This is a genomic window from Shewanella gaetbuli (assembly GCF_023284065.1).
GTDB classification, from domain to species: Bacteria; Pseudomonadota; Gammaproteobacteria; order Enterobacterales; family Shewanellaceae; genus Shewanella; species Shewanella gaetbuli.
On record NZ_JAKIKP010000020.1, the window covers coordinates 1 to 23586 of the forward strand.

Here is a 23586-nt window from a genome sequence, read left to right on the forward strand (position 1 = left end):
ATCAAGCTGTCTGGCTTGCTGCATACACCTTGTGTTTGCTGCTGTGCCGTGTCAGTGGATGCGCATTATAGGGAGCTCAGATTTTTGCGCAACCCCTTTTTTGAAGTTTTTATATAAAAAAAGATCGCTTGGCGATCTTTTCATCAAATGCGATCTGAATCGCGTCTTTTAACCGCATTTTGGTTAACTATTATGCATATTCAAATCTACCTTTAGTTGGTAGTTTTAAACTGTTCGAGGAACTCGATAGCATTTTCATCATCCCAATCCACATAACTACGTACATAAGCAACTAATTCACCTTGCGGGTTTAAGATAAAGGTTGCTGGAATCGTTTCTAATGGAAACACTTCACGCAAATTTTGTTGAGGGTCAAAATAAGATTCGAACTCCTCTAGCGCTAATGAAGCTAAGAAGGGCTGTACTATTTCTTTACCATCAGCATCGATAGATATCGGTAATAGTACAAAGTTATCTTTATCTATCTTACTTGCTAATCGGTCTAATGCTGGTAGCTCTCTTACACAAGGTGGACACCATGTTGCCCACACATTAATGACAACCACTTTGCCTTTATAAGCTTCAAAGTCAACTTTACTATCATCTAGCTTGCTAAAGTCTACCTGTGCAATAGGAAATGGTTGCGGTAGGATATGGATTTTATCTAAACCGGCTTGAGATACCAGTTTATCTTTGGGCTGCATTCCAGGATAAGCGATACTGCTTCCTGCCATTAGTACACTTATACTAATGACAGCTGCAGTTAATAATGATTTATTAAACGACATCATTATTTGTCACGCTTTAATAGTTCATCAAGTTGTTGTTGATCTTCAGCTGACATTTCTTCAGTCAAGTCTTTAGCGTTGCGTTGACGGCGAATTAAAATAGCGCCAAAAACAAAACCACCAATCAAGATCACGAATGGGCCTAACCAAAGAATATAAGTTTTCGAATCTAATCTTGGCTTATATAGAACAAAATCACCATAACGACTTGTCATGAACTCAACAATTTCATCATCAGACTTGCCTTCACTAACCATGTTATAAACTTCTAATCGCAAGTCATGTGCAACTGGCGAATTAGAGTCGATAAGATTCTGATTTTGACATTGTGGACAACGTAACTCATTGGCTAATGTTAGCGCGCGTTTTTGATCACTAGGAGATTTAAACTCATAAGTATCAACAGGTGTTGCATGTACTGCGGTACTTAATAAGAAACCAGCTATTAAAGCAATTGATACACTAACTATTTTCATTACGCAGCTCCATCAGCTTTAGCTTCTGCTTGAAGTTGTTGAATCATTGGATATAGGGTGTCTTTCCAAATATTTTGGTCGATAGGGCCAGCATAACGGAAACGGATAATTCCATTGTGATCAACAATAAATGTCTCTGGCGCACCATATACACCTAAATCCAGACCTAAACGACCATCTTTATCAAAAATGTTTATCGCATAAGGATCACCTTCACGACGTAACTCTTTGATTGCTAGCTCACGTTCATCGCGATAGTTGATACCATAAATAGGTACAATATTACGACGTGCGAGCATTGTTAAAAAAGGATGTTCATACTTACAAGCTGGGCACCATGTTGCCCAGATATTTAGTAATGAAACCTGACCCTTTAGATCAGCGTCAGTTAGCATTTCACCTGGTGTTTCAAGTCGCTCAAGTTGGAAAGCCGGGATCGGCTTTCCTTCTAATGCTGAATCCAATTTTTGTGGGTTGAGGAATAATCCTTGATATAAGAATACCCCCATTGCCAAAAATAAAACTAATGGTATAAACAGCACCAACTTTTTCATAAACACTCCATTTTATGCAGTAGCTAATTTGTCTTTGGCTTTAGCATCTGACTCGGTTGCAGCTTTCTTCACTCTGTAACGCTTATCTGAAGCAGCTAAGAAGCCACCCACCATCATGAAGATTGAGCCAAACCAAATCCAACGAACATAAGGTTTGTAATTTAGACGAACAGCAAACTCCGTTGAGCTGATAGGATCACCCATTGTGACATAAAGATCTCTGAATAATCCCCAGTCAATACCGGCTTCTGTCATGTCCATAGTACGCACATTATATTGACGACGGTCAGGTCTTAGCAAGGTGACGTATTTGTCATCTTGATAAACTTCAATTTGACCTTGTTGCGCAGTGTAGTTAGGGCCAACAACATTTTTAGTTTCAACATATGTGAATGTATAGCCAGCTAATTCTTGGCTAACACCAGGGCCCATGCGCACACTTCTTTCTACTGAATAATTTGACACCATAGTGGCACCAACAATTGATACAGCAATACCTAAGTGAGCAATAACCATACCTAGTTGGCTACGTCCCATACGCGTAAGGCTGATGTTGCCATCTTTGTCTTTAACCATACCGACAACTGCGCGGAAAGTAGCTAAAGCAACCCAGATTGCCGCGGTCATACCAAAAGCAACCCATGCATTGAATTCACCGCCCATGATAAATGGGATAGCAAAACCTAATACAGCAGAAATAATTGCTGGAACTAATAGCTGACGCTTAATTTCACCTTGCTTAGATTTTTTCCAGCGAATGATTGGGCCAATACCCATAAAGCCGAATAACACTAACACAATAGGTACGAATACTGAGTTAAAGTATGGAGGTCCTACAGAAATTTTGCCCATACCTAGTGCATCAATCAGCAGTGGGTATAGCGTACCTAACAGAACCGTACCTGCCGCTACTGTCAGCAATACATTACATACTAATAGCATGGTTTCTTTTGATTTAAGCTCAAAACGTGCAGGGCTAGACATTTCACTTGCTCTAAATGCAAACAGCGTTAACGAACCGCCAATTGCAATAGCAAGTAATAATAGAATAAACATGCCTCGACTTGGGTCTGCTGCAAATGAATGCACTGAAGTCAGTACGCCTGAACGTACAATAAAGGTACCCAATAAGCTTAATGAGAATGCAAAGATAGAAAGTAATACCGTCCAGTTACGGAAGGCACCACGTTTTTCTGTTACCACTAAAGAGTGAACTAGAGCGGTACCAATTAACCAAGGCATAAATGAAGCATTTTCAACAGGGTCCCAGAACCACCATCCGCCCCAGCCTAGCTCGTAATATGCCCACCAAGAACCTAATGAGATACCACCCGTTAAGAATACCCAAGCCGCTAATGTCCATGGACGTGACCAACGAGCCCAAGCAGAATCAAGACTACCACTCATTAGTGCTGCAATAGCAAATGCAAAGCTTACTGAGAAGCCTACATAACCCAAGTACAGCATAGGTGGATGGAAAATCAGACCCACATCTTGCAACATTGGGTTTAGATCTCGACCTTCCATAGGCACTGGGAATAGTCGCTCAAATGGACTTGAGGTTAGCACCATAAATAAAGTAAAACCAACGACGATCATTGCTAAAACCGCTAGCACACGCGCAGTAAAGACTTCTTCTAACCCTTTACTGAACATGGCAACTGACGCAGCCCAGACAGATAAAGAGAATACCCAGAACAGTAACGATCCCTCATGACCACCCCAAACTGCGGCTATTTTAAAGAAAATAGGTAATTGTGAGTTAGAGTGATGCGCCACATATGCGACCGAGAAGTCATCAACCGCAAAGCTATAACCAAGCGTGATAACCGAAATAAAGATAAAGAAAAACATGCCGTAAGCCAAAGGCCAAGCATATCTTACTAAGTACGCATCCTTTTTGACGGCACCGATTAATGGGACACTGGATAAAAGAATGGCAAAGGCCAAACCAATTAACAGTGAAAAATGTCCAAGTTCTGGAATCATGGGTATTCCTTAGTTAAATAAACATTGATTTCAAATCAACAAATAACGTTAATGCACTTAGCGAATAGATTAATAATCATACTCACATTAGCTTAAGCGAATTTTAAATCATTTTAGAGTGTGCCACAGCTGATGTCTGCCTATTTCGTGCAAAACTGGGTTACTTGTCTCATTATCAGTATTTCTCAGCTTTGAAATCATCTGGATACAATCGTAGAGGCTAGGACTAGCGCGCCTTAATAAAGTTTCAACAAATTTTTCAATGTGAATATAAATTGTGAACCAGTGCCCAACTCTTATGATTGAGGTTTATATCTTCCTTATATTACTATTCAATTAATAATCTTTACGTATAATCTGTGAACTAAGCTCAGCGGCACTCCGCTTTCCTTTAAACTAAAAGTGAATATTGAAACAATGACCACATTTTGGATATTTATCGCGCTTGTCCTCATCGTCAGTTTAATCATGATATGGGTACCTCACTTCCGTCAGCAAAAATTGTTACAGGCAGAAGAAGCTGGTGTTCGTAAACAAACTAACCTTGAGTTATTTAACGAACGCTTAAGTGTACTAGAGAAAGAGCTACAAGATAATTTACTTGATCAAGCTGAATTCGACGCTCTTAAGAAAGAGTTAGAAATTAGCTTGCTTCAGGATATGAAAAACAAAGCAGATGACTCACTATCGGCTGCTAAACCTAAAAGCTTATTATGGCCTTCATTAATGACCGTAGCGGTTATTGCACTAACAGGTTATTTCTACCAGCAGCTAGGGGCTTATGAGGATATTGCCAATCCTCCACAAGCGAGTAACCCACATGAAGGTATGAGCAATGAGCAAATTATGGCTCAACGCGTTCAAATGATGGAAGCTCAAGTTCAACAAGACCCTGAAAATAGTCAAGCTTGGTTTGGTTTAGGCCATGCTTACATTTCTGCTAGTCAGTATAACCATGCCATTGCCGCTTTCGATAAAGTAATGGAACTTGTTGGTACACATGCTGAATTACTAGGCCCGAAAGCCACGGCCATGTATTACCAAGCGGGCCAAAAGGTGACTCCTGAAGTTCAACAACTTATTGAGCAATCATTGGCATTAGACCCACAAGACCCTTCAACATTATTACTAGTTGGTATGGACTCGTTCTTTAATGCGCGTTATCAAGAAGCTATTGACGCTTGGCAAGCCATTTTAGACAGTGGTCGTAGCGATGTTGATCGCACCGCGTTAATGAATGCGATTCAATCGGCTCAAATGAGCATGCAGTCAGAAACAGGCGCCATGCCAAATGATGACAACCACAACCCAATGAAGAAACCTGCTAATGCTGCTACCACTGCAAAAACAGTTAGCGTTTCTGTAGAAGTTGCTCCAGAGTTAGCAGATAAAGTTGCACAAGGTGATCAAATATTTATTTTCGCTCGCGCGACTCAAGGTCCTAAAGTACCTTTAGCTGCAACTAAAATCAGTGCCAGTGAGTTACCTGCAACAGTAACCTTAGATGACAGCACTTCTATGGGTGGAGATGTAAAACTAAGCGGAGCTGCTGAAGTTGAAATTATTGCTGTGCTTTCAAAGCACGGCAGTGTGAAACCTCAAGCTGGTGATATTAAAGGTGTTGTAGATGCAGTTAAAGTGGGTGATACCACTACACTAACTCTAAATACATTGGTGCAATAACCTAGAAAATAAAACTGCCACGATGATTTATCTTTAGTTGGCAGTTTTACAAGCAATAAAAAAACCGGCAATTGCCGGTTTTTTGTATTCTTTAAAAAATTACTTAGACATGAACTCAATTGCGTTCTTGTAATCTTCATCAGAACAATCAGTACACATACCACCTGGTGGCATTGCATTTAAACCTGACTTAACAGAAGTCACTAATGCATCCATACCTTTAGCTAAGCGAGGCTCCCATGCAGCAGCATCATGAGACTTAGGCGCACCTGCGACTCCCATGCTGTGACATACTTGACATGCCTTGTTATAAACAGCTTCACCTTCTTGAGCAAATACATTCGCAGACAAAGTTAATGCAGCTACTGCAGTCATTGCTAACAATTTTTTCATGTTCAACGTTCCTAAATTGCAAATACATACAAAGCTTAACGCTGCCTGTTGATTTAGAAGGCAGACTCATTATAGCCGCACTAGGGTACTACATACTGCAAGAAAACTCATCTTTTTGTGACAACTATCTCAACACCTCCAGTAAAAAAGCGTTAATAGACACATTTAGCTAATATATTAGCAAATGTTGAAAAAGTTCCAACTTTATTGATTTTATTGGAACTACATCATATTGCGAACAGAATAATGAAGCTAAAGGTAACTCCATAATACTGTTTATGTTAATATCTTTGGGTATTAAAAGTAGCCTTAAAATAGAGGGTTCAGTGACACAAACAACTTCAACCCAGCCCCTAGTCAGTGCAAATAACTTAACCTGTATTCGTGAAGAGCGCGTGCTATTTGACGAGTTAAGTTTTGATATCCATCCAGGTGATATCGTGCAAATTGAGGGGCCTAATGGTGCCGGAAAAACAAGTTTGTTAAGAATTTTGGCCGGACTATCACGTCCTTACTCTGGCGATACCAGTTATCTAGGAAAAAGTGTTCATCGCTGCCGTGATGAATTCAATGAAGATTTATTATACCTAGGCCATTTGGCCGGTGTTAAAAGTGAGTTAACTGCTGAAGAAAATCTTAACTTCAATTTAAGAATCAGCGGTTATGATGACCACAATACAACTGATATTTTAGCAAAAGTGAATTTAAGCGGTTTTGAAGAAGCTCTCGCAGGCCATTTATCCGCAGGTCAACACCGAAGAACCGCCTTAGCTAGATTATGGCATACCAATTGTAAAATCTGGATTCTTGATGAACCCTTTACTGCAATTGATAAAAAAGGCGTTGAAGAATTAGAACGGCTTTTTATAGAACATGCTAATAATGGAGGCTGTGTCATTATGACAACCCACCAAGACATGAGCTTAATCACTGAGCCACGCTTAACTAAAATCAAGCTTGAATATCAATTTGTATAAGGGTCAAAAATGAACAGAGGCATTAGTTACACCAGTGCGTTTATGACCTTGTTAAAACGCGACTTACAAATTGCCGTTAGACACAGAGGCGATATTTTTAACCCACTGCTGTTTTTTATCATTGTGGTGACCTTGTTTCCTTTAGGTATTGGCCCTGAACCCAATATTTTAACCAGAGTAGCCCCTGGCATAATTTGGGTCGCAGCTTTATTAGCATCAATGTTGTCATTAGAGCGCTTATTCAAAGCTGATTTTAGTGATGGTAGCTTAGAACAAATGCTGCTTAGTCCACAGCCATTGCCTATTCTAGTGTTAGCAAAAGTGTTAGCACATTGGATTTTAACTGGAGTTCCACTGATTTTAGTTTCACCACTACTAGCAGTATTACTTCACTTAGAAAGTAGTAGTTATGTGGCACTTATGGCGACGCTCGCACTCGGCACACCGGTGCTGTCTTTGCTAGGAGCCATTGGTGTCGCGTTAACGGTAGGATTGAGAAAAGGTGGAGTATTGCTTACCTTACTTATTTTACCGCTATATATTCCTGTGCTTATTTTCGCCACAAGCGCAATAGACGCAGCAGGAATGAATTTACCTTATGATGGTCAGCTCGCGATTATAGGCGCTATGCTGGTTGGTTCATTAATCATGGCACCGTTTGCAATTGGTGCCTCATTACGAGTGAGTACAAACTGATATGTGGAAATGGCTTAATTCGTACGCTGATCCTCAGCGTTCATATAATCTAGCTGGAACATTACTGCCGTGGTTTGCAGGGCTTGCCATTGCGCTAATTGGCGTAGGCACAATTTGGGGTTTACTGTTTGCCCCAATGGATTACCAACAAGGTGACAGTTTTAGAATTATTTATATCCATGTACCAGCAGCCTCTATGTCAATGGCCGCATATATGGGCATGGCAACGGCATCTTTCATTGGTATCGTTTGGCAAATTAAAGCCGCCGATTGGGCCGCCGCCTCAATTGCTCCTATCGGTGCCGTGATGACCTTTATTGCTTTATTTACGGGTGCTACATGGGGTAAACCTATGTGGGGAACCTGGTGGGTATGGGATGCACGTTTAACCTCAGAGCTGGTGCTATTATTCCTATATCTTGGTGTAATTGCACTTTATGCTTCATTTGAAGACAAAGTACTGGCTGCAAGAGCTGCAGGTATTTTAGCCATTGTAGGTGTAATCAATATTCCAATTATCAAGTATTCTGTTGAATGGTGGAGCAGCTTGCATCAACCAGCAACCATTAAAATCACCGAAGAATCAACAATGACCGGTGACATGCTATATCCACTTCTAATGAATATATTTGGATTTGGCATGATGATTGGTGCATTAACATTAGTAAGATTTAGAGCAGAAGTCCTAGCGCGCAATGGCATGCGCCCATGGGTACGTGAGTTAGCCAACGCGGAGGCAACTAAATAATGAAATTTGACTCATTCGCAGATTTTATCGATATGGGTGGTTATGGCTTTTTTGTATGGCTAGCCTACGGCGTAACATTTGGCTGTTTGGGTATATTAATCCTACATAGCCTTAGCCAGAAAAAGAAAGTCCTAACTGAAATAGCTAAGAAAATGACTCGTGAAGACCGTTTAAAAGAATCAAGAGGTAAGAAATCGTGAACCCAAGACGTAAAAAAAGACTCACTCTAGCAGTAGCATTAATCGCTGGGGTTGCTGGTGTTGCTTCGCTACTTTTGTATGCGCTCAATACCAACCTAAACCTTTTCTATACACCTTATGAAATTGTAAACGGTAAGAAAGATACCGGAGACAAGCCAGAAGTGGGCCAACGAATTCGTGTTGGTGGAATGGTAACAGTCGGTTCAATGATCCGTGATCCTAATAGCTTACATGTTGAATTTGATATTCATGATGCTGCAGGTGGCGAGATCACGGTAACTTTCGATGATCTATTACCTGACTTATTCCGCGAGGGACAAGGTATTGTTGCTCAAGGCGTACTAATTGAAGGTAACAAGTTAGAAGCTACCGAAGTATTAGCAAAGCATGATGAAAATTATATGCCTCCAGAAGTGGCTGAAGCAATGGGCCAGACCCATGAAAAATTAGACTATTCAGAACAAGCTGAAAAGCCTACTTATAACTAAGCCAATTGAATAAAAGATAAAAGCCAATCTTATGATTGGCTTTTTTTTATCTATAATTCAAGTCAATCATAGAGTTCAAGTTCCACATACAAACTTGGTCGATATAAACGAACAGTAGAGTCCATCTTAAAGCCTTTCCAAAGCTTAATAGTAGACTTTCATACCAAGATACTACGTAAGATTAAGTCTTATGTTACGGGTTTCTAGCGGCTCGTACTTACATTAACGAAATACATGGTAAGCCTGAAGAAAAGCTTATTTCTCATAGTACAGTGCCACGACAAAATAAAGCAAATAAGGTCATAATGAGTGTTTGACGGTAAGTCGCAACGGATTGGTAAGAGATGTATAGGTTTATCAACGATAAGTAACGCATATTACATCATAAGCAACATTGCGCTCTAAAAAGCCAGTATCTACCCCTGATACAATAGCCACAGCAAGCATATCGGATTGATACAATGTAGGTATGATTGAGCGTTGTCATAGTGAAATAGTGGATAGAAAAATATTAGACATAAAAAAACCGAGCCTAAGCTCGGTTTTTTTTATTGAGTAATCAAATTACTCAGCAGCTTCAACTTCAACAGCTTCAGCAGCTTCAGGACGACCTACTAACTCGATGTAAGCCATTGGGGCTTTATCACCGGTACGAAGACCGCACTTAAGAATACGAGTGTAACCACCAGGACGTTCCTGGAAGCGTGGACCCAATTCAGTAAATAACTTACCTACAACTTCAGCGTCGCGGGTACGAGCGAAAGCTAAACGGCGGTTTGCAACGCTGTCTACTTTAGCTAGTGTTATTAGAGGTTCAACTACGCGACGCAATTCTTTCGCTTTAGCTACAGTTGTCTTGATAATATCATGACGAACTAGTGAGCATGCCATGTTACGGAACATAGCTTGGCGATGACTGCTGTTACGATTTAGTTGACGACCACTCTTACGATGGCGCATGACCTAATCCTTATAACCTTAATCTGTACTAACCTGAGACTTATAGGTCGTCTGCTAAACTAGCTGGAGGCCAGTTTTCAAGACGCATACCTAACGACAGTCCGCGAGATGCTAAAACGTCTTTAATTTCAGTAAGAGATTTCTTACCAAGATTTGGCGTTTTAAGTAACTCAACTTCAGTGCGTTGTACCAGATCACCGATGTAATGAATCGCTTCGGCTTTCAAACAGTTAGCCGAACGTACAGTTAGCTCTAAATCGTCGACAGGACGCAACAATATCGGATCGAATTCCGGCTTATCATCTTCCTCAGGCTTAGCTGCAGGCTCACGTAAATCAACAAACGCATCTAACTGTTCTGCTAGAATAGTTGCTGAACGACGAATCGCCTCTTCTGGATCGATAGTACCATTAGTGGTCATATCGATAACAAGCTTGTCTAAGTCTGTGCGCTGTTCTACACGAGCTGCTTCAACATTATAAGCAATGCGAGCAACAGGTGAGAAAGAAGCATCTACCAACAGGCGACCAATTGGACGATCATCGTCTTCAGTTTGTGCACGAGCCGAAGCAGGCACATAACCACGACCACGTTCAACACGGATACGCATGCTGATGTCATTATTACCAGTCAAATGACAGATAATATGATCAGGATTCATGATGGTAACATCGCCATCATGCGTGATATCTGCTGCTGTAACAGGGCCTGTGCCGGACTTGCTTAAAGTAAGCATAGCCTCGTCTTTACCCTCGATAGTAACCGCTAAACCTTTAAGATTTAACAATATCTCAAGGATATCTTCTTGTACGCCTTCCTTACTGCTATATTCGTGCAGTACGCCATCAATCTCGACTTCTGTGACAGCACAGCCAGGCATTGATGACAATAGGATGCGACGCAACGCGTTACCTAAGGTATGTCCAAAACCACGTTCTAGTGGCTCTAGTGTAACTTTGGCGCGAGTTGAATTAACCTGCTCAATTTCAACGAGACGCGGTTTAAGAAATTCTGTAACAGAACCCTGCATTGTGTCCTCTCTTGTTTATTAGCTTTACTTAGAGTAAAGCTCGACGATCAGCTGTTCGTTAATATCCGCAGACAAATCGCTACGTTCTGGAACGCGTTTGAAAGCACCTTCCATTTTCGCACTGTCGACTTCTACCCATGTAGGCTTTTCGCGTTGACCAGCCACTTCTAAAGCCGCTTTGATACGAGCTTGAGTGCGTGATTTTTCACGAATGCTTACAACATCATTCGCAGACACTTTGAATGACGGAATGTTAACAACACGACCGTTAACCATAATAGATTTATGGCTTACTAGCTGACGTGATTCTGCACGAGTAGCACCAAAACCCATACGATAAACGACGTTATCTAGGCGGACTTCTAAAAGTTGTAATAGGTTTTCACCGGTATTACCTTTTAGACGTGCAGCTTCTTTATAGTAGTTACGGAATTGCTTTTCTAGCACACCGTAAATACGACGAACTTTTTGTTTCTCGCGTAATTGTAAACCGTACTCAGACAAACGAGGCTTACGAGCGCCGTGTTGTCCTGGTGCAGCTTCAAGCTTACACTTCGAATCGATTGCTCTCACACCGCTTTTTAAGAAAAGGTCTGTACCTTCTCGGCGGCTGAGCTTGAGCTTAGGACCCAAGTATCTTGCCATGATCTTTCTCCAACTATCCTATAACGTAGTGTTATACACGACGTTTTTTAGGTGGACGACAACCATTGTGAGGGATAGGTGTCACATCAGTAATGTTGGTAATTTTATAACCAACTGCGTTCAGTGCGCGAATCGCTGATTCACGTCCTGGACCTGGACCCTTCACAAAAACTTCAAGGTTTTTAACACCATAATCTTGCGCAGCAATACCTGCTCGCTCTGCCGCAACCTGCGCAGCAAATGGGGTTGATTTACGTGAACCACGGAAACCAGAACCACCAGAGGTAGCCCAAGATAAAGCATTACCTTGACGATCGGTAATGGTTACGATTGTGTTGTTGAAAGACGCATGGATATGAGCCATGCCATCTGCAACCTGTTTACGTACGCGCTTACGCGGAGAACGTGACGGAACTTTAGCCATTTTGGTTTACCTTCCCGTTACTTTCTAATTGGTTTACGTGGACCTTTACGCGTACGCGCATTGGTCTTAGTACGTTGCCCACGAAGGGGCAGGCTACGACGATGGCGGAGACCACGATAACAACCAAGGTCCATAAGACGCTTGATGTTCATTGAAATCTCACGACGTAAGTCACCTTCTACAACATATTTGGCAACTTCTTCGCGTAGAATGTCTATTTGAGCTTCGCTCAATTCCTTGATCTTAGCGTCTTCAGCAATTGAAGTAGCTGCGCAGATTGCTCTTGCGCTTGTACGTCCAATACCAAAGATAGCAGTCAATGCAATGACTGTATGCTTTTGATCAGGAATGTTAATGCCAGCGATACGGGCCACTATGCACTCCTTAAAGTTAAAGGCCATCTGCGAAAAGCCCGAAAGGATACTCGACAGACGACAGATTTGCAAACAAAATTTTTGGTCAGTCCAAATTTGGACTGACCAACTTCTTACTTAGCCTTGACGCTGTTTGTGTTTTGGTTCAACACAGATAACGCGTACAACGCCACTACGCTTGACGATCTTGCAATTACGGCAGATCTTCTTCACGGAAGCTCGAACTTTCATTTCATCACTCCGTAGAAGCTAATTATTTACCAAAGCGATCTAAATTCGCTTTGTTAACAAGATTAGCTTTCTTCATCACAGACTCATACTGATGAGACATCATATGGGTCTGAACCTGAGCCATGAAGTCCATGATTACAACTACAATAATCAGTAGTGAAGTACCGCCAAAATAGAACTGTACTTTCCAAGTAATTAACATGAACTCCGGAATTAAGCAGATAAAGGTAATGTATAACGCACCCGCTAAGGTTAAACGTGTCATTACTTTATCAATGTAACGCGAAGTCTGTTCACCAGGACGGATCCCAGGAATGAATGCACCACTCTTTTTCAGATTATCCGCTGTTTCGCGTGGATTGAAAACCAACGCAGTATAGAAGAAACAGAAAAAGATAATTGCTGTCGCGTACAATAATGAGTACAGCGGTTGTCCTGGTGACACAGCTAAAGCGAAATCGCTTAACCATGACATGGACTCATTTTGACCAAACCACTGAGCCAGTGTGCCTGGGAACAAAATGATGCTGGACGCAAAAATTGGTGGAATTACACCTGCCATGTTCACTTTTAACGGTAAATGTGTGCTTTGCGCTGCAAAGACCTTACGGCCTTGTTGGCGCTTAGCGTAGTTTACAACGATACGACGTTGACCACGTTCCACAAATACAACAAAGTAAGTTACAGCAAATACAATAACCGCTAGCAATAACAGTACCAATACATTCAAGTCACCTTGACGCGCCTGCTCGGCTGTAGAGCCGATAGCCGATGGTAAACCAGCAACAATACCTGCGAAAATTAATATCGAGATACCATTACCAATACCACGTTCGGTAATTTGCTCACCTAGCCACATAAGGAACATTGTTCCCGTCACTAAGCTGACAACTGCAACGAAGTAAAAACCAAATCCAACATTAGCCACAAGGCCAGGGACTAGATTTGGTAAACCCGTTGCAATACCGATAGATTGCAATGTACCCAACACGAGTGTGCCGTATCTTGTATATTGACTGATTTTCTTACGTCCTGACTCGCCTTCTTTTTTCAATTCAGCAAGTGCAGGATGCACAACAGTCAATAACTGCATAATAATCGAAGCCGAAATATACGGCATGATCCCTAATGCAAAAATAGAGGCACGCTCTAAAGCACCTCCTGAGAACATGTTAAACATGCCCAGGATAGTATCTTTTTGCTGAGCAAATAGCTCTGCTAATACAGCTGCGTCAATACCAGGAATTGGCACGAACGAACCCGCTCTAAAGACGATTATCGCACCAATCACGAACAGAAGGCGGGTTTTCAATTCTGATAAACCACCTTTCGCGCTTTTTAAATCAAGTCCTGGTTTTGCCATCGACGTATTATTCCTCGATCTTACCGCCGGCAGCTTCAATAGCTGCACGAGCACCTTTGGTTACCTTCAGACCTTTAACGGTCACTGGGCGTTCAATGGTACCTGAAAGAACGATTTTCGCAAACTGTATGTTGCGAGTAATAACGTTCGCATCTTTCAGAGCGTTCAAATCGATAACATCACCGTTAACTTTTGCTAGTTCGAGTAAACGAACTTCAGCTGTTACCAAAGCGCGACGCGAGGTAAAACCAAACTTAGGTAAACGGATCTTAAGTGGCATTTGACCGCCCTCGAAGCCAGGACGTACACCGCCACCGCTACGAGATTTCTGACCCTTGTGACCGCGACCTGCAGTCTTACCTAAACCTGAACCGATACCACGGCCAACACGCTTAGGAGCAGATTTAGAACCTGCTGCTGGAGATAGAGTATTTAGACGCATTATCTTATTCCTCCACCGAAACCATGTAGTAAACCTTATTGATCATACCGCGAACTGAAGGTGTATCTTCAACTTCTACAGTGTGACCAATACGGCGCAGACCTAAACCGGTTAAGGTAGCACGGTGTTTTGGTAAACGACCGATGCTGCTTTTAGTCTGTGTTACTTTAACTGTTTTAGTAGCCATGGTGCATTACCCCCGAATTTCATCAACATTCAGGCCACGCTTAGCTGCGATTTGCGCTGGTGACTTCATATGTACCAATGCATCTACAGTCGCGCGAACGATGTTGATCGGGTTAGTAGAACCGTATGCTTTTGACAGTACGTTATGAACGCCTGCTACTTCCAATACGGCACGCATTGCGCCACCGGCGATAATACCGGTACCCTCTGATGCTGGCTGCATGTATACACGCGAACCAGTATGGCGACCTTTAACTGGGTGATGTAAAGTACCACCATTCAGTTCAACGTTTACCATGTTACGACGGGCTTTTTCCATTGCTTTTTGAATAGCAGCTGGAACTTCACGCGCTTTACCATAGCCATAGCCAATCTTACCATTACCATCACCCACTACTGTTAGTGCTGTGAAGCTAAAGATACGACCGCCCTTAACTACTTTAGAAACACGATTAACTGCAATCAATTTTTCTTGCAGATCGTCTTTTTGCTGAGCTTCTAATTTAGCCATTTATAACCCCTTAGAACTTCAGGCCAGCTTCACGAGCAGCGTCTGCTAATGCAGCCACACGACCGTGATACTTGAAACCAGAACGGTCGAACGCAACTGTTGCTACGCCCTTCTCGATCGCACGTTCAGCAATAGCTTTACCCACTGCTTTCGCCGCGTCTACGTTACCGGTACTCTTTAGTTGCTCTTTAACTGCTTTTTCAACAGTTGATGCAGCAGCTAACACCTGAGCTTCAGGATTGATCACCTGAGCATAAATGTGACGCGGTGTACGATGTACAACCAGACGATTCACGCCTAGCTCTTGGATCTTCTTACGTGCACGAGTAGCGCGACGTAAGCGAGATGTTTTCTTATCCATATCGCGTTACCTACTTCTTCTTAGCCTCTTTACGGCGTACAACTTCGTCGTCATAACGAACACCTTTGCCTTTGTAAGGCTCTGGTGGACGGTAACCACGAATGTTTGCAGCAACTTGACCTACTAACTGTTTGTCAACGCCTGTTAAGACGATCTCAGTTTGGCTAGGACACTCTGCAGTAACGCCTGCGGGCAGTTTGTGTACTAATGGATGTGAGAAACCTAAAGTTAGGTCAAGGTCACTACCTGCAACTTTCGCACGGTAACCTACACCAACTAATTTAAGTTTTTTCACAAAACCTTGTGATACACCAACAACCATGTTGTTTACTAGTGCGCGAGCTGTACCAGCTTGTGCCCAAGCGCCAGCGACGCCTTCAACTGGACCAAACTTTACTTCTGCGCCTTCGACAACAACATTTACCGCATTGTTGATTACTCGAGTCAGACTACCTTTGCTGCCTTTAACAGTAAGGGTCTGTTCGTTTAAAGTCACCTCTACGCCAGCAGGGATAGTGACTGGTGCTTTTGCAACACGAGACATTACTAACTCCTTACGCTACGTAGCAGATAACCTCGCCACCCGTGCCTTGTTGGCGGGCGGCACGATCAGTCATCAAGCCTTTAGAAGTGGACACAATTGCGATACCCAGACCGCCCATAACCTTTGGTAATTCGTTTTTACCTTTGTAAATACGAAGACCAGGACGGCTTACGCGCTGGATAGTCTCAACGACTGGTTTGCCTTGGAAATACTTTAACGTGATTTCTAATTCAGGCTTAGCCTCGTCTGCTACGGCGTAGTCAGTAATGAAACCTTCTTCTTTAAGTAATTTCGCAATTGCTACTTTTAACTTAGCTGAAGGCATCTTTACAGATACGTGGTTAGCAGCTTGGCCGTTACGAATACGGGTTAACATATCCGCAATAGGATCTTGCATGCTCATATTAGCTTACTCCGTACAAGTGCTTACCAGCTGGCCTTACGTAGACCAGGAACTTCACCACGCATAGTAGCTTCACGTAATTTAATACGGCTTAAACCGAATTTACGTAAAACGCCATGTGGGCGACCAGTTTGATTACAGCGATTGCGTTGACGCGATGCGCTTGAATCACGTGGTAGTGCTTGCAACTTAAGTACCGCATCCCAACGATCTTCTTCAGAAGTCTCTGGGCTGCTGATAATAGCCTTAAGTGCTAAACGCTTTTCAGCATATTTAGCTACGAGCTGTGCACGTTTTGCTTCACGTGCTTTCATAGATGTTTTAGCCATTATGCTACCCTTATTTCTTGAATGGGAAGTTAAAAGCGGTCAACAAAGCACGACCTTCTTCGTCAGTCTTCGCAGTAGTAGTGATAACAATATCCATACCACGAATTTTATCGATTTTATCGTAATCGATTTCTGGGAAGATGATTTGCTCTTTAACACCCATAGCGTAGTTACCACGACCGTCAAACGCTTTTGCGCTTAGGCCACGGAAGTCACGAATACGTGGGATTGCAATGTCAACTAAACGCTCTAAAAATTCCCACATACGCTCACCGCGTAGGGTAACTTTACAGCCAATAGGGTAGCCTTCACGGATTTTAAAACCAGCAACTGATTTACGAGCTACAGTTACAACTGGTTTTTGGCCAGCGATTGCAGTCATGTCACGAAGCGCATGCTCCATAACTTTCTTATCTGCAACAGCTTCGCCTACACCCATATTAAGGGTGATTTTTTCAATCCGAGGGACTTGCATGACACTGCTATAACCGAACTTTTTAGCAAGTTCAGCGACTACAGTCTCTTGATATTTATCATGCAGTTTCGCCATCGTTTACTCCAAATTACTTAACGATTTCGCTGTTCGACTTAAAGAAACGAACTTTTTTGCCGTCTTCTAGTCGGAAACCAACACGATCTGCCTTGCCTGTGGCTTGGTTAAAGATCGCTACGTTTGATGCTTGAATCGGTGCTTCTTTCTCGATTACACCACCAGTTACGCCCAATTGTGGGTTTGGCTTTTGGTGTTTTTTAACAAGATTGATGCCTTCAACAATCAATTTACCAGTAGGTAATACTTGAGAAACCTTACCGCGTTTCCCTTTGTCTTTACCTGCTAATACAATTACTTCGTCTTCACGACGGATTTTTGCTGCCATTTTGTTAGCTCCTTACAGTACTTCAGGTGCCAATGACACAATCTTCATGAATTGCTCAGTACGCAATTCACGTGTCACAGGTCCAAAGATACGAGTACCAATCGGTGCAAGGTTTGCGTTAAGCAATACCGCTGCATTCCGATCGAAGCGAATGACAGAACCGTCTGGACGACGTACGCCTTTCTTAGTACGGACTACCACCGCGTTATATACATCACCTTTCTTCGCTTTAGCGCGAGGAATTGCTTCTTTAACAGAAACCTTGATGATGTCGCCGATACCGGCATAACGACGATGAGAGCCACCCAAGACCTTAATACACTGAACTCTACGTGCGCCACTGTTACATGCGACGTCAAGAGTCGATTGCATTTGGATCATTTTAAGTGCTCCGCTATCGTTACTACACAAATCCCGTTATTGGGACAATAATTAACCAAATTTGAGGATAGTTTTACTCAAAAATGGCGCGCAAGTATAACACCACAATTTGGGATTGCATAGTAAAAAAAACAAACGGCCCCAAAAAATTGGAGCCGTTTAGATTAACCTAATAAAAATTAGGCCTTGGTTACTACTTCAGCAAGTGTCCAAGACTTAGTCTTAGACAAAGGACGGCACTGACTAATAGTCACTACATCGCCTTCATTACACTGATTAGTTTCGTCATGTGCATGGATTTTAGTAGTACGCTTAATGTACTTCCCATAAATAGGATGTTTCACTTGGCGCTCAATAGCAACAGTAATAGACTTGTCCATTTTGTTGCTAATTACTTTACCTTGCAAAGTACGGATTTTATCAGACATTACGCACCTGCCTTAGAAGTAATAATGGTCTTAACACGTGCAATGTTACGACGCACTAGTTTCAATTGATGAGTTTGGCTCAATTGACCAGTAGCGTGTTGCATACGCAGGTTAAACTGCTCACGCAGCAGACCAAGTAATTCAGCGTTAAGTTCTTCAACGCTCTTTTCTCTTAGTTCGCTCGCTTTCATTACATCACCGTCTTAGTTACGAAGGTAGTCTTTAATGGTAATTTCGCAGCGGCTAAAGCAAACGCTTCACGCGCTAATGCTTCAGGTACACCGTTCATTTCATAAAGAACCTTACCAGGTTGAATCTGACATACCCAGTATTCAACGTTACCTTTACCTTTACCCATACGCACTTCAAGAGGCTTAGAGGTAATTGGCTTGTCAGGGAAAACTCGAATCCAAATTTGTCCTTGACGTTTAATGTGACGTGTCATGGCACGACGTGCAGACTCGATTTGACGAGCAGTTAAACGGCCACGGCCGACTGCTTTCAAACCGAAAGTACCAAAGCTAACTTCAGTACCGTTCGCTAGACCACGGTTGCGGCCTTTGAACATCTTGCGAAACTTCATACGTTTAGGTTGCAGCATTAAAGTTTCTCCTATTTACCACGAGGCTTACGCTTAGGTTGCTGCTTTGGCTCTTCAAGCGCTGGAATGATACCGTCTAGAACTTCACCTTTGAAGATCCAAACTTTGATACCAATCACACCATATTGAGTGTGACTTTCAGCAGTTGAATAGTCGATATCAGCACGTAAAGTATGTAGAGGTACACGACCTTCACGATACCATTCAGAACGTGCGATTTCTGCACCACCTAAACGGCCACTCACTTCAACTTTGATACCTTGAGCACCAATGCGCATTGCATTTTGTACCGCGCGCTTCATAGCACGACGGAACATAACACGACGCTCTAACTGCTGAGCAATAGAGTCAGCAACGAGCTTAGCGTCTAATTCAGGCTTACGGATTTCAGCGATGTTGATTTGAGCAGTAGTGCCAGTGATTTTAGACACATGTGCACGTAATACTTCAACGTCTTCACCTTTCTTACCAATCACAACACCTGGACGGGCAGTGTGAATAGTAACGCGGATGCTTTTCGCTGGGCGTTCAATGACAATCTTAGATACTGATGCGGCTTTTAACTTTTCAGTTAAATATTGACGCACTTCCCAGTCGCTGTTCAGATTATTTGCATAGTCTGACTTATCTGCGTACCAGGTAGAGATCCAAGGCTTAGTGATACCCAGACGGATACCATTAGGATGTACTTTCTGTCCCATTGCTCTCTTCTCCTAGCGATCTGATACAACCACAGTAATGTGGCTGGTACGCTTCATGATACGATCAGCGCGGCCTTTAGCACGTGGCATGATGCGCTTCATTGTTGGACCTTCATCTACGAAGATTGCTCCAACTTTTAGCTCATCAATGTCAGCGCCTTCGTTGTGTTCGGCGTTTGCGATAGCTGAGTCAAGTACTTTTTTAACTAGTACGGCGGCTTTCTTTGGGCTGAAGGTCAAAATCTCAAGCGCCTTAGAAACAGGCAACCCGCGAATTTGATCAGCAACTAGACGGGCCTTCTGCGCAGACGTACGAGCAAAACGATGTTTAGCTAAAACTTCCATCTTATTCCTCCCGTATTAGCGCTTCTTCGCTTTCTTATCTGCAGCATGGCCGCGATAAGTGCGAGTTGGTGAAAATTCACCAAGCTTGTGACCGATCATTTCGTCAGTTACGAACACAGGTACGTGCTGACGACCATTATGGACAGCGATGGTCAACCCAATCATGTTAGGGATGATCATTGAGCGGCGTGACCAAGTTTTAATTGGCTTCTTGTCACCCGCTTCCATCGCTTTCTCTACCTTCTTCAGCAAGTGCAGGTCAATGAAGGGACCTTTCTTGAGAGAACGTGGCATGGCGAATCCTCTTACTATTTATTACGACGACGTACGATGTACTTGTCAGTGCGCTTGTTACTACGAGTTTTATAACCCTTAGTTGGCACACCCCATGGACTCACTGGATGACGTCCACCAGAAGTACGGCCTTCACCACCACCGTGTGGATGGTCTACCGGGTTCATTGCAACACCACGCACTGTTGGGCGTACGCCTCTCCAGCGCTTAGCACCTGCTTTACCTAACTGGCGTAGCATGTGTTCGGCATTTCCAACTTCACCAAAAGTAGCGCGGCAATCAACTGGAACTTTACGCATTTCGCCTGAACGAAGACGTAGAGTTGCATATTCACCATCGCGAGCAACAACTTGTACATATGCACCAGCTGAACGAGCGATCTGAGCACCTTTACCAGGCTTCATTTCTACTGCGTGTACAACTGAACCAACAGGAATGTTGCGTAACGGCTTAGCGTTACCAGTCTTGATTTCAGCATCATTACCAGATTGGATTGCATCACCAGCTTGCATGCCTTTAGCAGCAAGAATGTAGCGACGTTCACCGTCTGCGTATAATACTAAAGCAATGTGCGCAGTACGATTTGGATCGTACTCAAGACGCTCAACTTTACCCGGGATACCGTCTTTATTGCGTTTGAAGTCAATAATACGGTAGTGCTGCTTATGACCACCACCAACGTGACGGACAGTGATACGGCCAGTATTGTTACGGCCACCACTTTTTGATTTTTTCGCCAACAGGCCAGCAAAAGGTTTACCCTTATGCAGATCCGTATTCACCACTTTAACAACGTGGCGACGACCTGGAGAGGTTGGCTTACACTTAATAACTGCCATGATAATTCTCCTTTGCTTACTCAGCGCCGCCGACGAAATCGATGTCAGCACCAGCAGCTAAAGTCACATAAGCTTTTTTCCAATCGCTACGACGGCCTGAACGGGCACCGGTACGCTTGGTTTTACCTTTGTTAACTAAAGTGCGAACTGAATCTACTTCAACTTCAAATAGCTTCGCTACTGCAGCTTTGATCTCTGCTTTAGTCGCATCGATTGCTACGCGGAAAACGACAGTGTTGTTTTTCTCAGCAACCACGGTGCTCTTTTCAGAGATGTGTGGAGCAAGAATAACTTTTAGCAAACGTTCTTCGGTGATCATGCTAGCATCTCCTCGATTTGCTTCACTGCATCAGCAGTAACAAGAACAGTGTTGAACGCGATTAGACTTACTGGGTCAAGACCCGCAACGTCACGAACGTCAACTTTGTATAAGTTGCGAGCTGCTAAGAATAAATTCTCATCAACTTCTGCAGTAACAATTAGAACGTCTTCTAAGTTCATTGCTGCTAATTTAGCTTTAAGCTCTTTAGTTTTAGGAGCATCAACGCTAAAAGACTCAACAACGACTAAACGCTCTTGACGTACCAATTCAGAAAGAATGCTTTTTAAAGCACCACGGTACATTTTCTTGTTAACTTTTTGGCTGTGATCTTGAGTTTTAGCAGCGAATGTTACGCCACCGCCACGCCAGATTGGGCCTTTAACACTACCTGCGCGAGCGCGGCCAGTGCCTTTTTGGCGCCAAGGCTTTTTGCCTGAGCCAATTACTTCCGCACGCGTCTTTTGGCCACGAGTGCCTTGACGTGCGTTTGCAGCGTAAGCTACAACTACCTGATGAACCAGTGCCTCGTTAAAGTCACGGCCGAAGGTAGTTTCGGAAACTTCAAGAGCGCTTTGCGCGTCTTTCAATACCAATTCCATTACTATCTCCTCAGACCTTAAGCTTTAACGGCAGGTTTGATAATCAGGTCGCCATTTGTAGCGCCTGGAACTGCGCCGCGTACTAATAACAAGTTACGTTCAGCATCAACACGTACAACGTGTAGATTTTGAGTAGTTACTTGCTCAGCACCCATATGGCCTGACATCTTTTTGCCTTTGAATACACGACCAGGCGTTTGGTTCTGACCGATAGAACCGTTCGCGCGGTGTGCTAATGAGTTACCGTGAGTCATATCTTGAGTACGGAAGTTCCAACGCTTAATACCGCCTTGGAAGCCCTTACCTTTTGATTGACCAGTAACGTCAACTTTCGCAACATCTGCGAAAATATCAACATTTAGCTCAGCACCAACTTCAACACCTTCGCCTTCACCGTCTGCAAGACGCATTTCCCATAAACCACGACCGGCTTCTACGCCGCCCTTGGCAAAATGACCTGCTTCTGCTTTAGTGATGCGATTGGCTTTTTTGGTACCTGTAGTTAATTGTAGTGCACGGTAACCGTCAGTTTCTAAAGTTTTCACTTGAGTAACGCGGTTGCCAGCGACTTCAATCACTGTTACAGGGATTGACGCACCATCTTCAGTGAAGATGCGGGTCATACCCACTTTACGACCAATAAGACCGATAGCCATCTCTCAAACCTCTTCTAAGGATCTCAATTAACCTAAGCTAATCTGAACGTCGACACCAGCCGCAAGATCTAAACGCATTAATGCGTCTACTGTCTTCTCTGTTGGCTCTACGATGTCAACTAAGCGCTTGTGCGTACGAATTTCGTACTGATCACGAGCATCTTTGTTAACGTGCGGAGAGATCAAAACGGTATAACGCTCTTTGCGTGTTGGTAGTGGAATAGGACCACGTACCTGCGCGCCTGTACGCTTAGCAGTTTCAACGATTTCCGCTGTAGACTGATCAATCAAACGATGATCAAAACCTTTCAAGCGGATACGGATTCTTTGGTTCTGCATTGACCAGAGCTCCTAAAATGGACACATAAAAAATCACCCTCTAGCTACTTCCTTATTTGGAAAAGCAGAGTGAGATGATTTAACCGTTCGACTCCCAATCGGAGTCGCTATGAATACGAAAAACATATCGTTTTTCTAATTTTTTTCACTACACTAGTGCAGCGAGTGGGCAATTATACAGATCTAAGATTGAAGATCAAGCCCATTGTGCGATAAGTCTACAATTTTTTTATCGACAATTTTGTGGGATGCATTTTACACAATCTTAGCTAAAACACCAAGATTATTTTTCCCATAAAAAAAGGAAGCCGAAGCTTCCTTTTTTAGTGTGAACTAAAGTCGCGATTAAGCGATGATTTTAGCTACAACACCAGCACCTACTGTGCGGCCACCTTCACGGATAGCGAA

The 23586-nt window shown here is 43.0% G+C and carries 39 protein-coding genes; 6 read left to right on the plus strand and 33 right to left on the minus strand.

What is annotated here, in order from left to right:
- Positions 1–212: 212 nt before the first annotated feature.
- From L2672_RS16875 to L2672_RS16890, 4 genes are read right to left on the minus strand one after another with little or no spacing between them, the layout of a single operon-like run.
- Complete coding sequence (locus tag L2672_RS16875) at positions 213–734, minus strand: TlpA disulfide reductase family protein (RefSeq protein WP_248997017.1); 522 nt, start codon at positions 732–734, stop codon at positions 213–215.
- Between the two features lie 56 nt (positions 735–790).
- Positions 791–1264 carry a heme lyase NrfEFG subunit NrfF gene (nrfF, locus tag L2672_RS16880; RefSeq protein ID WP_248997018.1) on the minus strand — a complete coding sequence of 158 codons (474 nt, stop codon included), beginning with the start codon at positions 1262–1264 and terminating at the stop codon, positions 791–793.
- The gene (locus tag L2672_RS16885; RefSeq protein WP_248997019.1) at positions 1264–1818 is read right to left on the minus strand and encodes a DsbE family thiol:disulfide interchange protein; all 555 of its coding nucleotides are present in this window, start codon (positions 1816–1818) and stop codon (positions 1264–1266) included. The genes nrfF and L2672_RS16885 overlap by 1 nt, the downstream gene beginning before the upstream one ends.
- A gap of 12 nt (positions 1819–1830) precedes the next feature.
- Positions 1831–3807 (minus strand): heme lyase CcmF/NrfE family subunit, encoded by a 1977-nt coding sequence (locus L2672_RS16890; RefSeq protein ID WP_248997020.1) that lies wholly within the window; start codon positions 3805–3807, stop codon positions 1831–1833.
- Positions 3808–4224: 417 nt separating this feature from the next.
- On the opposite strand from L2672_RS16890, the gene ccmI reads away from it, so the two are divergent.
- A complete protein-coding gene (gene ccmI, locus L2672_RS16895; RefSeq protein ID WP_248997021.1) occupies positions 4225–5490 on the plus strand; it encodes a c-type cytochrome biogenesis protein CcmI in 1266 nt (421 codons plus the stop codon).
- A 99-nt stretch (positions 5491–5589) separates the two neighbouring features.
- Here ccmI and L2672_RS16900 read toward each other — a convergent pair whose 3' ends face one another.
- On the minus strand, positions 5590–5883 hold the full coding sequence (locus tag L2672_RS16900) for a c-type cytochrome (protein ID WP_248997022.1): 294 nt from the start codon (positions 5881–5883) through the stop codon (positions 5590–5592).
- 326 nt (positions 5884–6209) lie between these two features.
- Here L2672_RS16900 and ccmA point away from each other — a divergent pair, with 326 nt between their 5' ends.
- Genes ccmA through ccmE form a run of 5 tightly spaced genes read left to right on the plus strand, consistent with a single transcriptional unit; the run spans position 6210 to position 8992 of the window.
- Positions 6210–6860 carry a cytochrome c biogenesis heme-transporting ATPase CcmA gene (gene ccmA, locus L2672_RS16905; RefSeq protein ID WP_248997023.1) on the plus strand — a complete coding sequence of 217 codons (651 nt, stop codon included), beginning with the start codon at positions 6210–6212 and terminating at the stop codon, positions 6858–6860.
- Positions 6861–6869: 9 nt separating this feature from the next.
- Positions 6870–7556, plus strand: coding sequence for a heme exporter protein CcmB (gene ccmB, locus L2672_RS16910; RefSeq protein WP_248997024.1), 687 nt, complete (start codon positions 6870–6872; stop codon positions 7554–7556).
- 1 nt (position 7557) lies between these two features.
- A complete protein-coding gene (locus L2672_RS16915; protein WP_248997025.1) occupies positions 7558–8304 on the plus strand; it encodes a heme ABC transporter permease in 747 nt (248 codons plus the stop codon).
- Positions 8304–8504, plus strand: coding sequence for a heme exporter protein CcmD (gene ccmD, locus L2672_RS16920; RefSeq protein WP_248997026.1), 201 nt, complete (start codon positions 8304–8306; stop codon positions 8502–8504). The genes L2672_RS16915 and ccmD overlap by 1 nt, the downstream gene beginning before the upstream one ends.
- Positions 8501–8992 (plus strand): cytochrome c maturation protein CcmE, encoded by a 492-nt coding sequence (gene ccmE, locus L2672_RS16925; RefSeq protein ID WP_248997027.1) that lies wholly within the window; start codon positions 8501–8503, stop codon positions 8990–8992. Before ccmD ends, ccmE begins: the two co-directional genes overlap by 4 nt.
- Before the next feature lie 564 nt (positions 8993–9556).
- Here the strand turns inward: ccmE and rplQ are convergent.
- The 28 genes from rplQ to rpsJ all read right to left on the minus strand — a co-directional run bounded on the left by rplQ (position 9557) and on the right by rpsJ (position 23178).
- Positions 9557–9952, minus strand: coding sequence for a 50S ribosomal protein L17 (rplQ, locus tag L2672_RS16930; RefSeq protein WP_248997028.1), 396 nt, complete (start codon positions 9950–9952; stop codon positions 9557–9559).
- A 40-nt stretch (positions 9953–9992) separates the two neighbouring features.
- Positions 9993–10982 carry a DNA-directed RNA polymerase subunit alpha gene (locus tag L2672_RS16935; protein WP_188843792.1) on the minus strand — a complete coding sequence of 330 codons (990 nt, stop codon included), beginning with the start codon at positions 10980–10982 and terminating at the stop codon, positions 9993–9995.
- Between the two features lie 24 nt (positions 10983–11006).
- Complete coding sequence (rpsD, locus tag L2672_RS16940; protein ID WP_248997029.1) at positions 11007–11627, minus strand: 30S ribosomal protein S4; 621 nt, start codon at positions 11625–11627, stop codon at positions 11007–11009.
- 31 nt (positions 11628–11658) lie between these two features.
- Positions 11659–12051 (minus strand): 30S ribosomal protein S11, encoded by a 393-nt coding sequence (rpsK, locus tag L2672_RS16945; protein ID WP_011635661.1) that lies wholly within the window; start codon positions 12049–12051, stop codon positions 11659–11661.
- A gap of 17 nt (positions 12052–12068) precedes the next feature.
- The gene (rpsM, locus tag L2672_RS16950) at positions 12069–12425 is read right to left on the minus strand and encodes a 30S ribosomal protein S13 (protein ID WP_167674721.1); all 357 of its coding nucleotides are present in this window, start codon (positions 12423–12425) and stop codon (positions 12069–12071) included.
- 117 nt (positions 12426–12542) lie between these two features.
- Positions 12543–12656 (minus strand): 50S ribosomal protein L36, encoded by a 114-nt coding sequence (rpmJ, locus tag L2672_RS16955; RefSeq protein ID WP_006083579.1) that lies wholly within the window; start codon positions 12654–12656, stop codon positions 12543–12545.
- A gap of 22 nt (positions 12657–12678) precedes the next feature.
- Positions 12679–14019, minus strand: a complete 1341-nt coding sequence (gene secY / locus L2672_RS16960; RefSeq protein WP_248997030.1) for a preprotein translocase subunit SecY — start codon at positions 14017–14019, stop codon at positions 12679–12681.
- 7 nt (positions 14020–14026) lie between these two features.
- Entirely contained in the window at positions 14027–14461 is a 435-nt protein-coding gene (rplO, locus tag L2672_RS16965) for a 50S ribosomal protein L15 (RefSeq protein ID WP_248997031.1), read from the minus strand.
- Between the two features lie 4 nt (positions 14462–14465).
- On the minus strand, positions 14466–14648 hold the full coding sequence (gene rpmD / locus L2672_RS16970; RefSeq protein ID WP_188843803.1) for a 50S ribosomal protein L30: 183 nt from the start codon (positions 14646–14648) through the stop codon (positions 14466–14468).
- Positions 14649–14654: 6 nt separating this feature from the next.
- Positions 14655–15158, minus strand: a complete 504-nt coding sequence (gene rpsE / locus L2672_RS16975) for a 30S ribosomal protein S5 (protein WP_248997032.1) — start codon at positions 15156–15158, stop codon at positions 14655–14657.
- Between the two features lie 10 nt (positions 15159–15168).
- On the minus strand, positions 15169–15519 hold the full coding sequence (gene rplR / locus L2672_RS16980) for a 50S ribosomal protein L18 (RefSeq protein ID WP_248997033.1): 351 nt from the start codon (positions 15517–15519) through the stop codon (positions 15169–15171).
- A gap of 10 nt (positions 15520–15529) precedes the next feature.
- The gene (rplF, locus tag L2672_RS16985; protein WP_248997034.1) at positions 15530–16063 is read right to left on the minus strand and encodes a 50S ribosomal protein L6; all 534 of its coding nucleotides are present in this window, start codon (positions 16061–16063) and stop codon (positions 15530–15532) included.
- A gap of 10 nt (positions 16064–16073) precedes the next feature.
- The gene (rpsH, locus tag L2672_RS16990; RefSeq protein ID WP_248997035.1) at positions 16074–16466 is read right to left on the minus strand and encodes a 30S ribosomal protein S8; all 393 of its coding nucleotides are present in this window, start codon (positions 16464–16466) and stop codon (positions 16074–16076) included.
- Positions 16467–16489: 23 nt separating this feature from the next.
- The gene (rpsN, locus tag L2672_RS16995; protein ID WP_248997036.1) at positions 16490–16795 is read right to left on the minus strand and encodes a 30S ribosomal protein S14; all 306 of its coding nucleotides are present in this window, start codon (positions 16793–16795) and stop codon (positions 16490–16492) included.
- A 10-nt stretch (positions 16796–16805) separates the two neighbouring features.
- A complete protein-coding gene (rplE, locus tag L2672_RS17000) occupies positions 16806–17345 on the minus strand; it encodes a 50S ribosomal protein L5 (RefSeq protein WP_248997037.1) in 540 nt (179 codons plus the stop codon).
- 13 nt (positions 17346–17358) lie between these two features.
- Positions 17359–17673, minus strand: a complete 315-nt coding sequence (gene rplX / locus L2672_RS17005) for a 50S ribosomal protein L24 (protein ID WP_248997038.1) — start codon at positions 17671–17673, stop codon at positions 17359–17361.
- A gap of 12 nt (positions 17674–17685) precedes the next feature.
- On the minus strand, positions 17686–18054 hold the full coding sequence (rplN, locus tag L2672_RS17010) for a 50S ribosomal protein L14 (RefSeq protein ID WP_011494644.1): 369 nt from the start codon (positions 18052–18054) through the stop codon (positions 17686–17688).
- A 179-nt stretch (positions 18055–18233) separates the two neighbouring features.
- A complete protein-coding gene (rpsQ, locus tag L2672_RS17015) occupies positions 18234–18482 on the minus strand; it encodes a 30S ribosomal protein S17 (RefSeq protein ID WP_248997039.1) in 249 nt (82 codons plus the stop codon).
- Entirely contained in the window at positions 18482–18673 is a 192-nt protein-coding gene (gene rpmC, locus L2672_RS17020; RefSeq protein ID WP_248997040.1) for a 50S ribosomal protein L29, read from the minus strand. The genes rpsQ and rpmC overlap by 1 nt, the downstream gene beginning before the upstream one ends.
- Complete coding sequence (rplP, locus tag L2672_RS17025) at positions 18673–19083, minus strand: 50S ribosomal protein L16 (RefSeq protein ID WP_188922999.1); 411 nt, start codon at positions 19081–19083, stop codon at positions 18673–18675. Before rplP ends, rpmC begins: the two co-directional genes overlap by 1 nt.
- Positions 19084–19094: 11 nt before the next feature.
- Positions 19095–19784, minus strand: a complete 690-nt coding sequence (gene rpsC, locus L2672_RS17030; RefSeq protein WP_248997041.1) for a 30S ribosomal protein S3 — start codon at positions 19782–19784, stop codon at positions 19095–19097.
- 12 nt (positions 19785–19796) lie between these two features.
- Positions 19797–20129 carry a 50S ribosomal protein L22 gene (rplV, locus tag L2672_RS17035; protein WP_248997042.1) on the minus strand — a complete coding sequence of 111 codons (333 nt, stop codon included), beginning with the start codon at positions 20127–20129 and terminating at the stop codon, positions 19797–19799.
- A gap of 15 nt (positions 20130–20144) precedes the next feature.
- Positions 20145–20423, minus strand: coding sequence for a 30S ribosomal protein S19 (gene rpsS / locus L2672_RS17040; RefSeq protein WP_006083596.1), 279 nt, complete (start codon positions 20421–20423; stop codon positions 20145–20147).
- 14 nt (positions 20424–20437) lie between these two features.
- The gene (rplB, locus tag L2672_RS17045) at positions 20438–21262 is read right to left on the minus strand and encodes a 50S ribosomal protein L2 (protein ID WP_248997043.1); all 825 of its coding nucleotides are present in this window, start codon (positions 21260–21262) and stop codon (positions 20438–20440) included.
- Positions 21263–21278: 16 nt separating this feature from the next.
- The gene (rplW, locus tag L2672_RS17050; protein ID WP_188843818.1) at positions 21279–21581 is read right to left on the minus strand and encodes a 50S ribosomal protein L23; all 303 of its coding nucleotides are present in this window, start codon (positions 21579–21581) and stop codon (positions 21279–21281) included.
- Positions 21578–22183, minus strand: a complete 606-nt coding sequence (gene rplD, locus L2672_RS17055) for a 50S ribosomal protein L4 (RefSeq protein WP_248997044.1) — start codon at positions 22181–22183, stop codon at positions 21578–21580. Before rplD ends, rplW begins: the two co-directional genes overlap by 4 nt.
- Positions 22184–22200: 17 nt before the next feature.
- On the minus strand, positions 22201–22839 hold the full coding sequence (gene rplC / locus L2672_RS17060; protein WP_248997045.1) for a 50S ribosomal protein L3: 639 nt from the start codon (positions 22837–22839) through the stop codon (positions 22201–22203).
- A gap of 27 nt (positions 22840–22866) precedes the next feature.
- Positions 22867–23178: a 30S ribosomal protein S10 gene (rpsJ, locus tag L2672_RS17065; RefSeq protein ID WP_011635639.1), complete on the minus strand. Its 312-nt coding sequence runs from the start codon at positions 23176–23178 to the stop codon at positions 22867–22869.
- Between the last annotated feature and the right edge of the window lie 408 nt (positions 23179–23586).

What these genes read in the sequence shown, in the direction of transcription:
- L2672_RS16875 (WP_248997017.1), bottom strand. Translation starts at nt 734, where the DNA reads ATGGCAGGAAGCAGTATCGCTTATCCTGGAATGCAGCCCAAAGATAAA.
- nrfF (WP_248997018.1), bottom strand. Translation starts at nt 1,264, where the DNA reads ATGAAAATAGTTAGTGTATCAATTGCTTTAATAGCTGGTTTCTTATTA.
- L2672_RS16885 (WP_248997019.1), bottom strand. Translation starts at nt 1,818, where the DNA reads ATGAAAAAGTTGGTGCTGTTTATACCATTAGTTTTATTTTTGGCAATG.
- L2672_RS16890 (WP_248997020.1), bottom strand. Translation starts at nt 3,807, where the DNA reads ATGATTCCAGAACTTGGACATTTTTCACTGTTAATTGGTTTGGCCTTT.
- ccmI (WP_248997021.1), top strand. Translation starts at nt 4,225, where the DNA reads ATGACCACATTTTGGATATTTATCGCGCTTGTCCTCATCGTCAGTTTA.
- L2672_RS16900 (WP_248997022.1), bottom strand. Translation starts at nt 5,883, where the DNA reads ATGAAAAAATTGTTAGCAATGACTGCAGTAGCTGCATTAACTTTGTCT.
- ccmB (WP_248997024.1), top strand. Translation starts at nt 6,870, where the DNA reads ATGAACAGAGGCATTAGTTACACCAGTGCGTTTATGACCTTGTTAAAA.
- L2672_RS16915 (WP_248997025.1), top strand. Translation starts at nt 7,558, where the DNA reads ATGTGGAAATGGCTTAATTCGTACGCTGATCCTCAGCGTTCATATAAT.
- ccmD (WP_248997026.1), top strand. Translation starts at nt 8,304, where the DNA reads ATGAAATTTGACTCATTCGCAGATTTTATCGATATGGGTGGTTATGGC.
- rplQ (WP_248997028.1), bottom strand. Translation starts at nt 9,952, where the DNA reads ATGCGCCATCGTAAGAGTGGTCGTCAACTAAATCGTAACAGCAGTCAT.
- L2672_RS16935 (WP_188843792.1), bottom strand. Translation starts at nt 10,982, where the DNA reads ATGCAGGGTTCTGTTACAGAATTTCTTAAACCGCGTCTCGTTGAAATT.
- rpsD (WP_248997029.1), bottom strand. Translation starts at nt 11,627, where the DNA reads ATGGCAAGATACTTGGGTCCTAAGCTCAAGCTCAGCCGCCGAGAAGGT.
- rpsK (WP_011635661.1), bottom strand. Translation starts at nt 12,051, where the DNA reads ATGGCTAAAGTTCCGTCACGTTCTCCGCGTAAGCGCGTACGTAAACAG.
- rpmJ (WP_006083579.1), bottom strand. Translation starts at nt 12,656, where the DNA reads ATGAAAGTTCGAGCTTCCGTGAAGAAGATCTGCCGTAATTGCAAGATC.
- secY (WP_248997030.1), bottom strand. Translation starts at nt 14,019, where the DNA reads ATGGCAAAACCAGGACTTGATTTAAAAAGCGCGAAAGGTGGTTTATCA.
- rplO (WP_248997031.1), bottom strand. Translation starts at nt 14,461, where the DNA reads ATGCGTCTAAATACTCTATCTCCAGCAGCAGGTTCTAAATCTGCTCCT.
- rpmD (WP_188843803.1), bottom strand. Translation starts at nt 14,648, where the DNA reads ATGGCTACTAAAACAGTTAAAGTAACACAGACTAAAAGCAGCATCGGT.
- rpsE (WP_248997032.1), bottom strand. Translation starts at nt 15,158, where the DNA reads ATGGCTAAATTAGAAGCTCAGCAAAAAGACGATCTGCAAGAAAAATTG.
- rplR (WP_248997033.1), bottom strand. Translation starts at nt 15,519, where the DNA reads ATGGATAAGAAAACATCTCGCTTACGTCGCGCTACTCGTGCACGTAAG.
- rplF (WP_248997034.1), bottom strand. Translation starts at nt 16,063, where the DNA reads ATGTCTCGTGTTGCAAAAGCACCAGTCACTATCCCTGCTGGCGTAGAG.
- rpsH (WP_248997035.1), bottom strand. Translation starts at nt 16,466, where the DNA reads ATGAGCATGCAAGATCCTATTGCGGATATGTTAACCCGTATTCGTAAC.
- rpsN (WP_248997036.1), bottom strand. Translation starts at nt 16,795, where the DNA reads ATGGCTAAAACATCTATGAAAGCACGTGAAGCAAAACGTGCACAGCTC.
- rplE (WP_248997037.1), bottom strand. Translation starts at nt 17,345, where the DNA reads ATGGCGAAACTGCATGATAAATATCAAGAGACTGTAGTCGCTGAACTT.
- rplX (WP_248997038.1), bottom strand. Translation starts at nt 17,673, where the DNA reads ATGGCAGCAAAAATCCGTCGTGAAGACGAAGTAATTGTATTAGCAGGT.
- rplN (WP_011494644.1), bottom strand. Translation starts at nt 18,054, where the DNA reads ATGATCCAAATGCAATCGACTCTTGACGTCGCATGTAACAGTGGCGCA.
- rpsQ (WP_248997039.1), bottom strand. Translation starts at nt 18,482, where the DNA reads ATGTCTGATAAAATCCGTACTTTGCAAGGTAAAGTAATTAGCAACAAA.
- rpmC (WP_248997040.1), bottom strand. Translation starts at nt 18,673, where the DNA reads ATGAAAGCGAGCGAACTAAGAGAAAAGAGCGTTGAAGAACTTAACGCT.
- rplP (WP_188922999.1), bottom strand. Translation starts at nt 19,083, where the DNA reads ATGCTGCAACCTAAACGTATGAAGTTTCGCAAGATGTTCAAAGGCCGC.
- rpsC (WP_248997041.1), bottom strand. Translation starts at nt 19,784, where the DNA reads ATGGGACAGAAAGTACATCCTAATGGTATCCGTCTGGGTATCACTAAG.
- rplV (WP_248997042.1), bottom strand. Translation starts at nt 20,129, where the DNA reads ATGGAAGTTTTAGCTAAACATCGTTTTGCTCGTACGTCTGCGCAGAAG.
- rpsS (WP_006083596.1), bottom strand. Translation starts at nt 20,423, where the DNA reads ATGCCACGTTCTCTCAAGAAAGGTCCCTTCATTGACCTGCACTTGCTG.
- rplB (WP_248997043.1), bottom strand. Translation starts at nt 21,262, where the DNA reads ATGGCAGTTATTAAGTGTAAGCCAACCTCTCCAGGTCGTCGCCACGTT.
- rplW (WP_188843818.1), bottom strand. Translation starts at nt 21,581, where the DNA reads ATGATCACCGAAGAACGTTTGCTAAAAGTTATTCTTGCTCCACACATC.
- rplD (WP_248997044.1), bottom strand. Translation starts at nt 22,183, where the DNA reads ATGGAATTGGTATTGAAAGACGCGCAAAGCGCTCTTGAAGTTTCCGAA.
- rplC (WP_248997045.1), bottom strand. Translation starts at nt 22,839, where the DNA reads ATGGCTATCGGTCTTATTGGTCGTAAAGTGGGTATGACCCGCATCTTC.
- rpsJ (WP_011635639.1), bottom strand. Translation starts at nt 23,178, where the DNA reads ATGCAGAACCAAAGAATCCGTATCCGCTTGAAAGGTTTTGATCATCGT.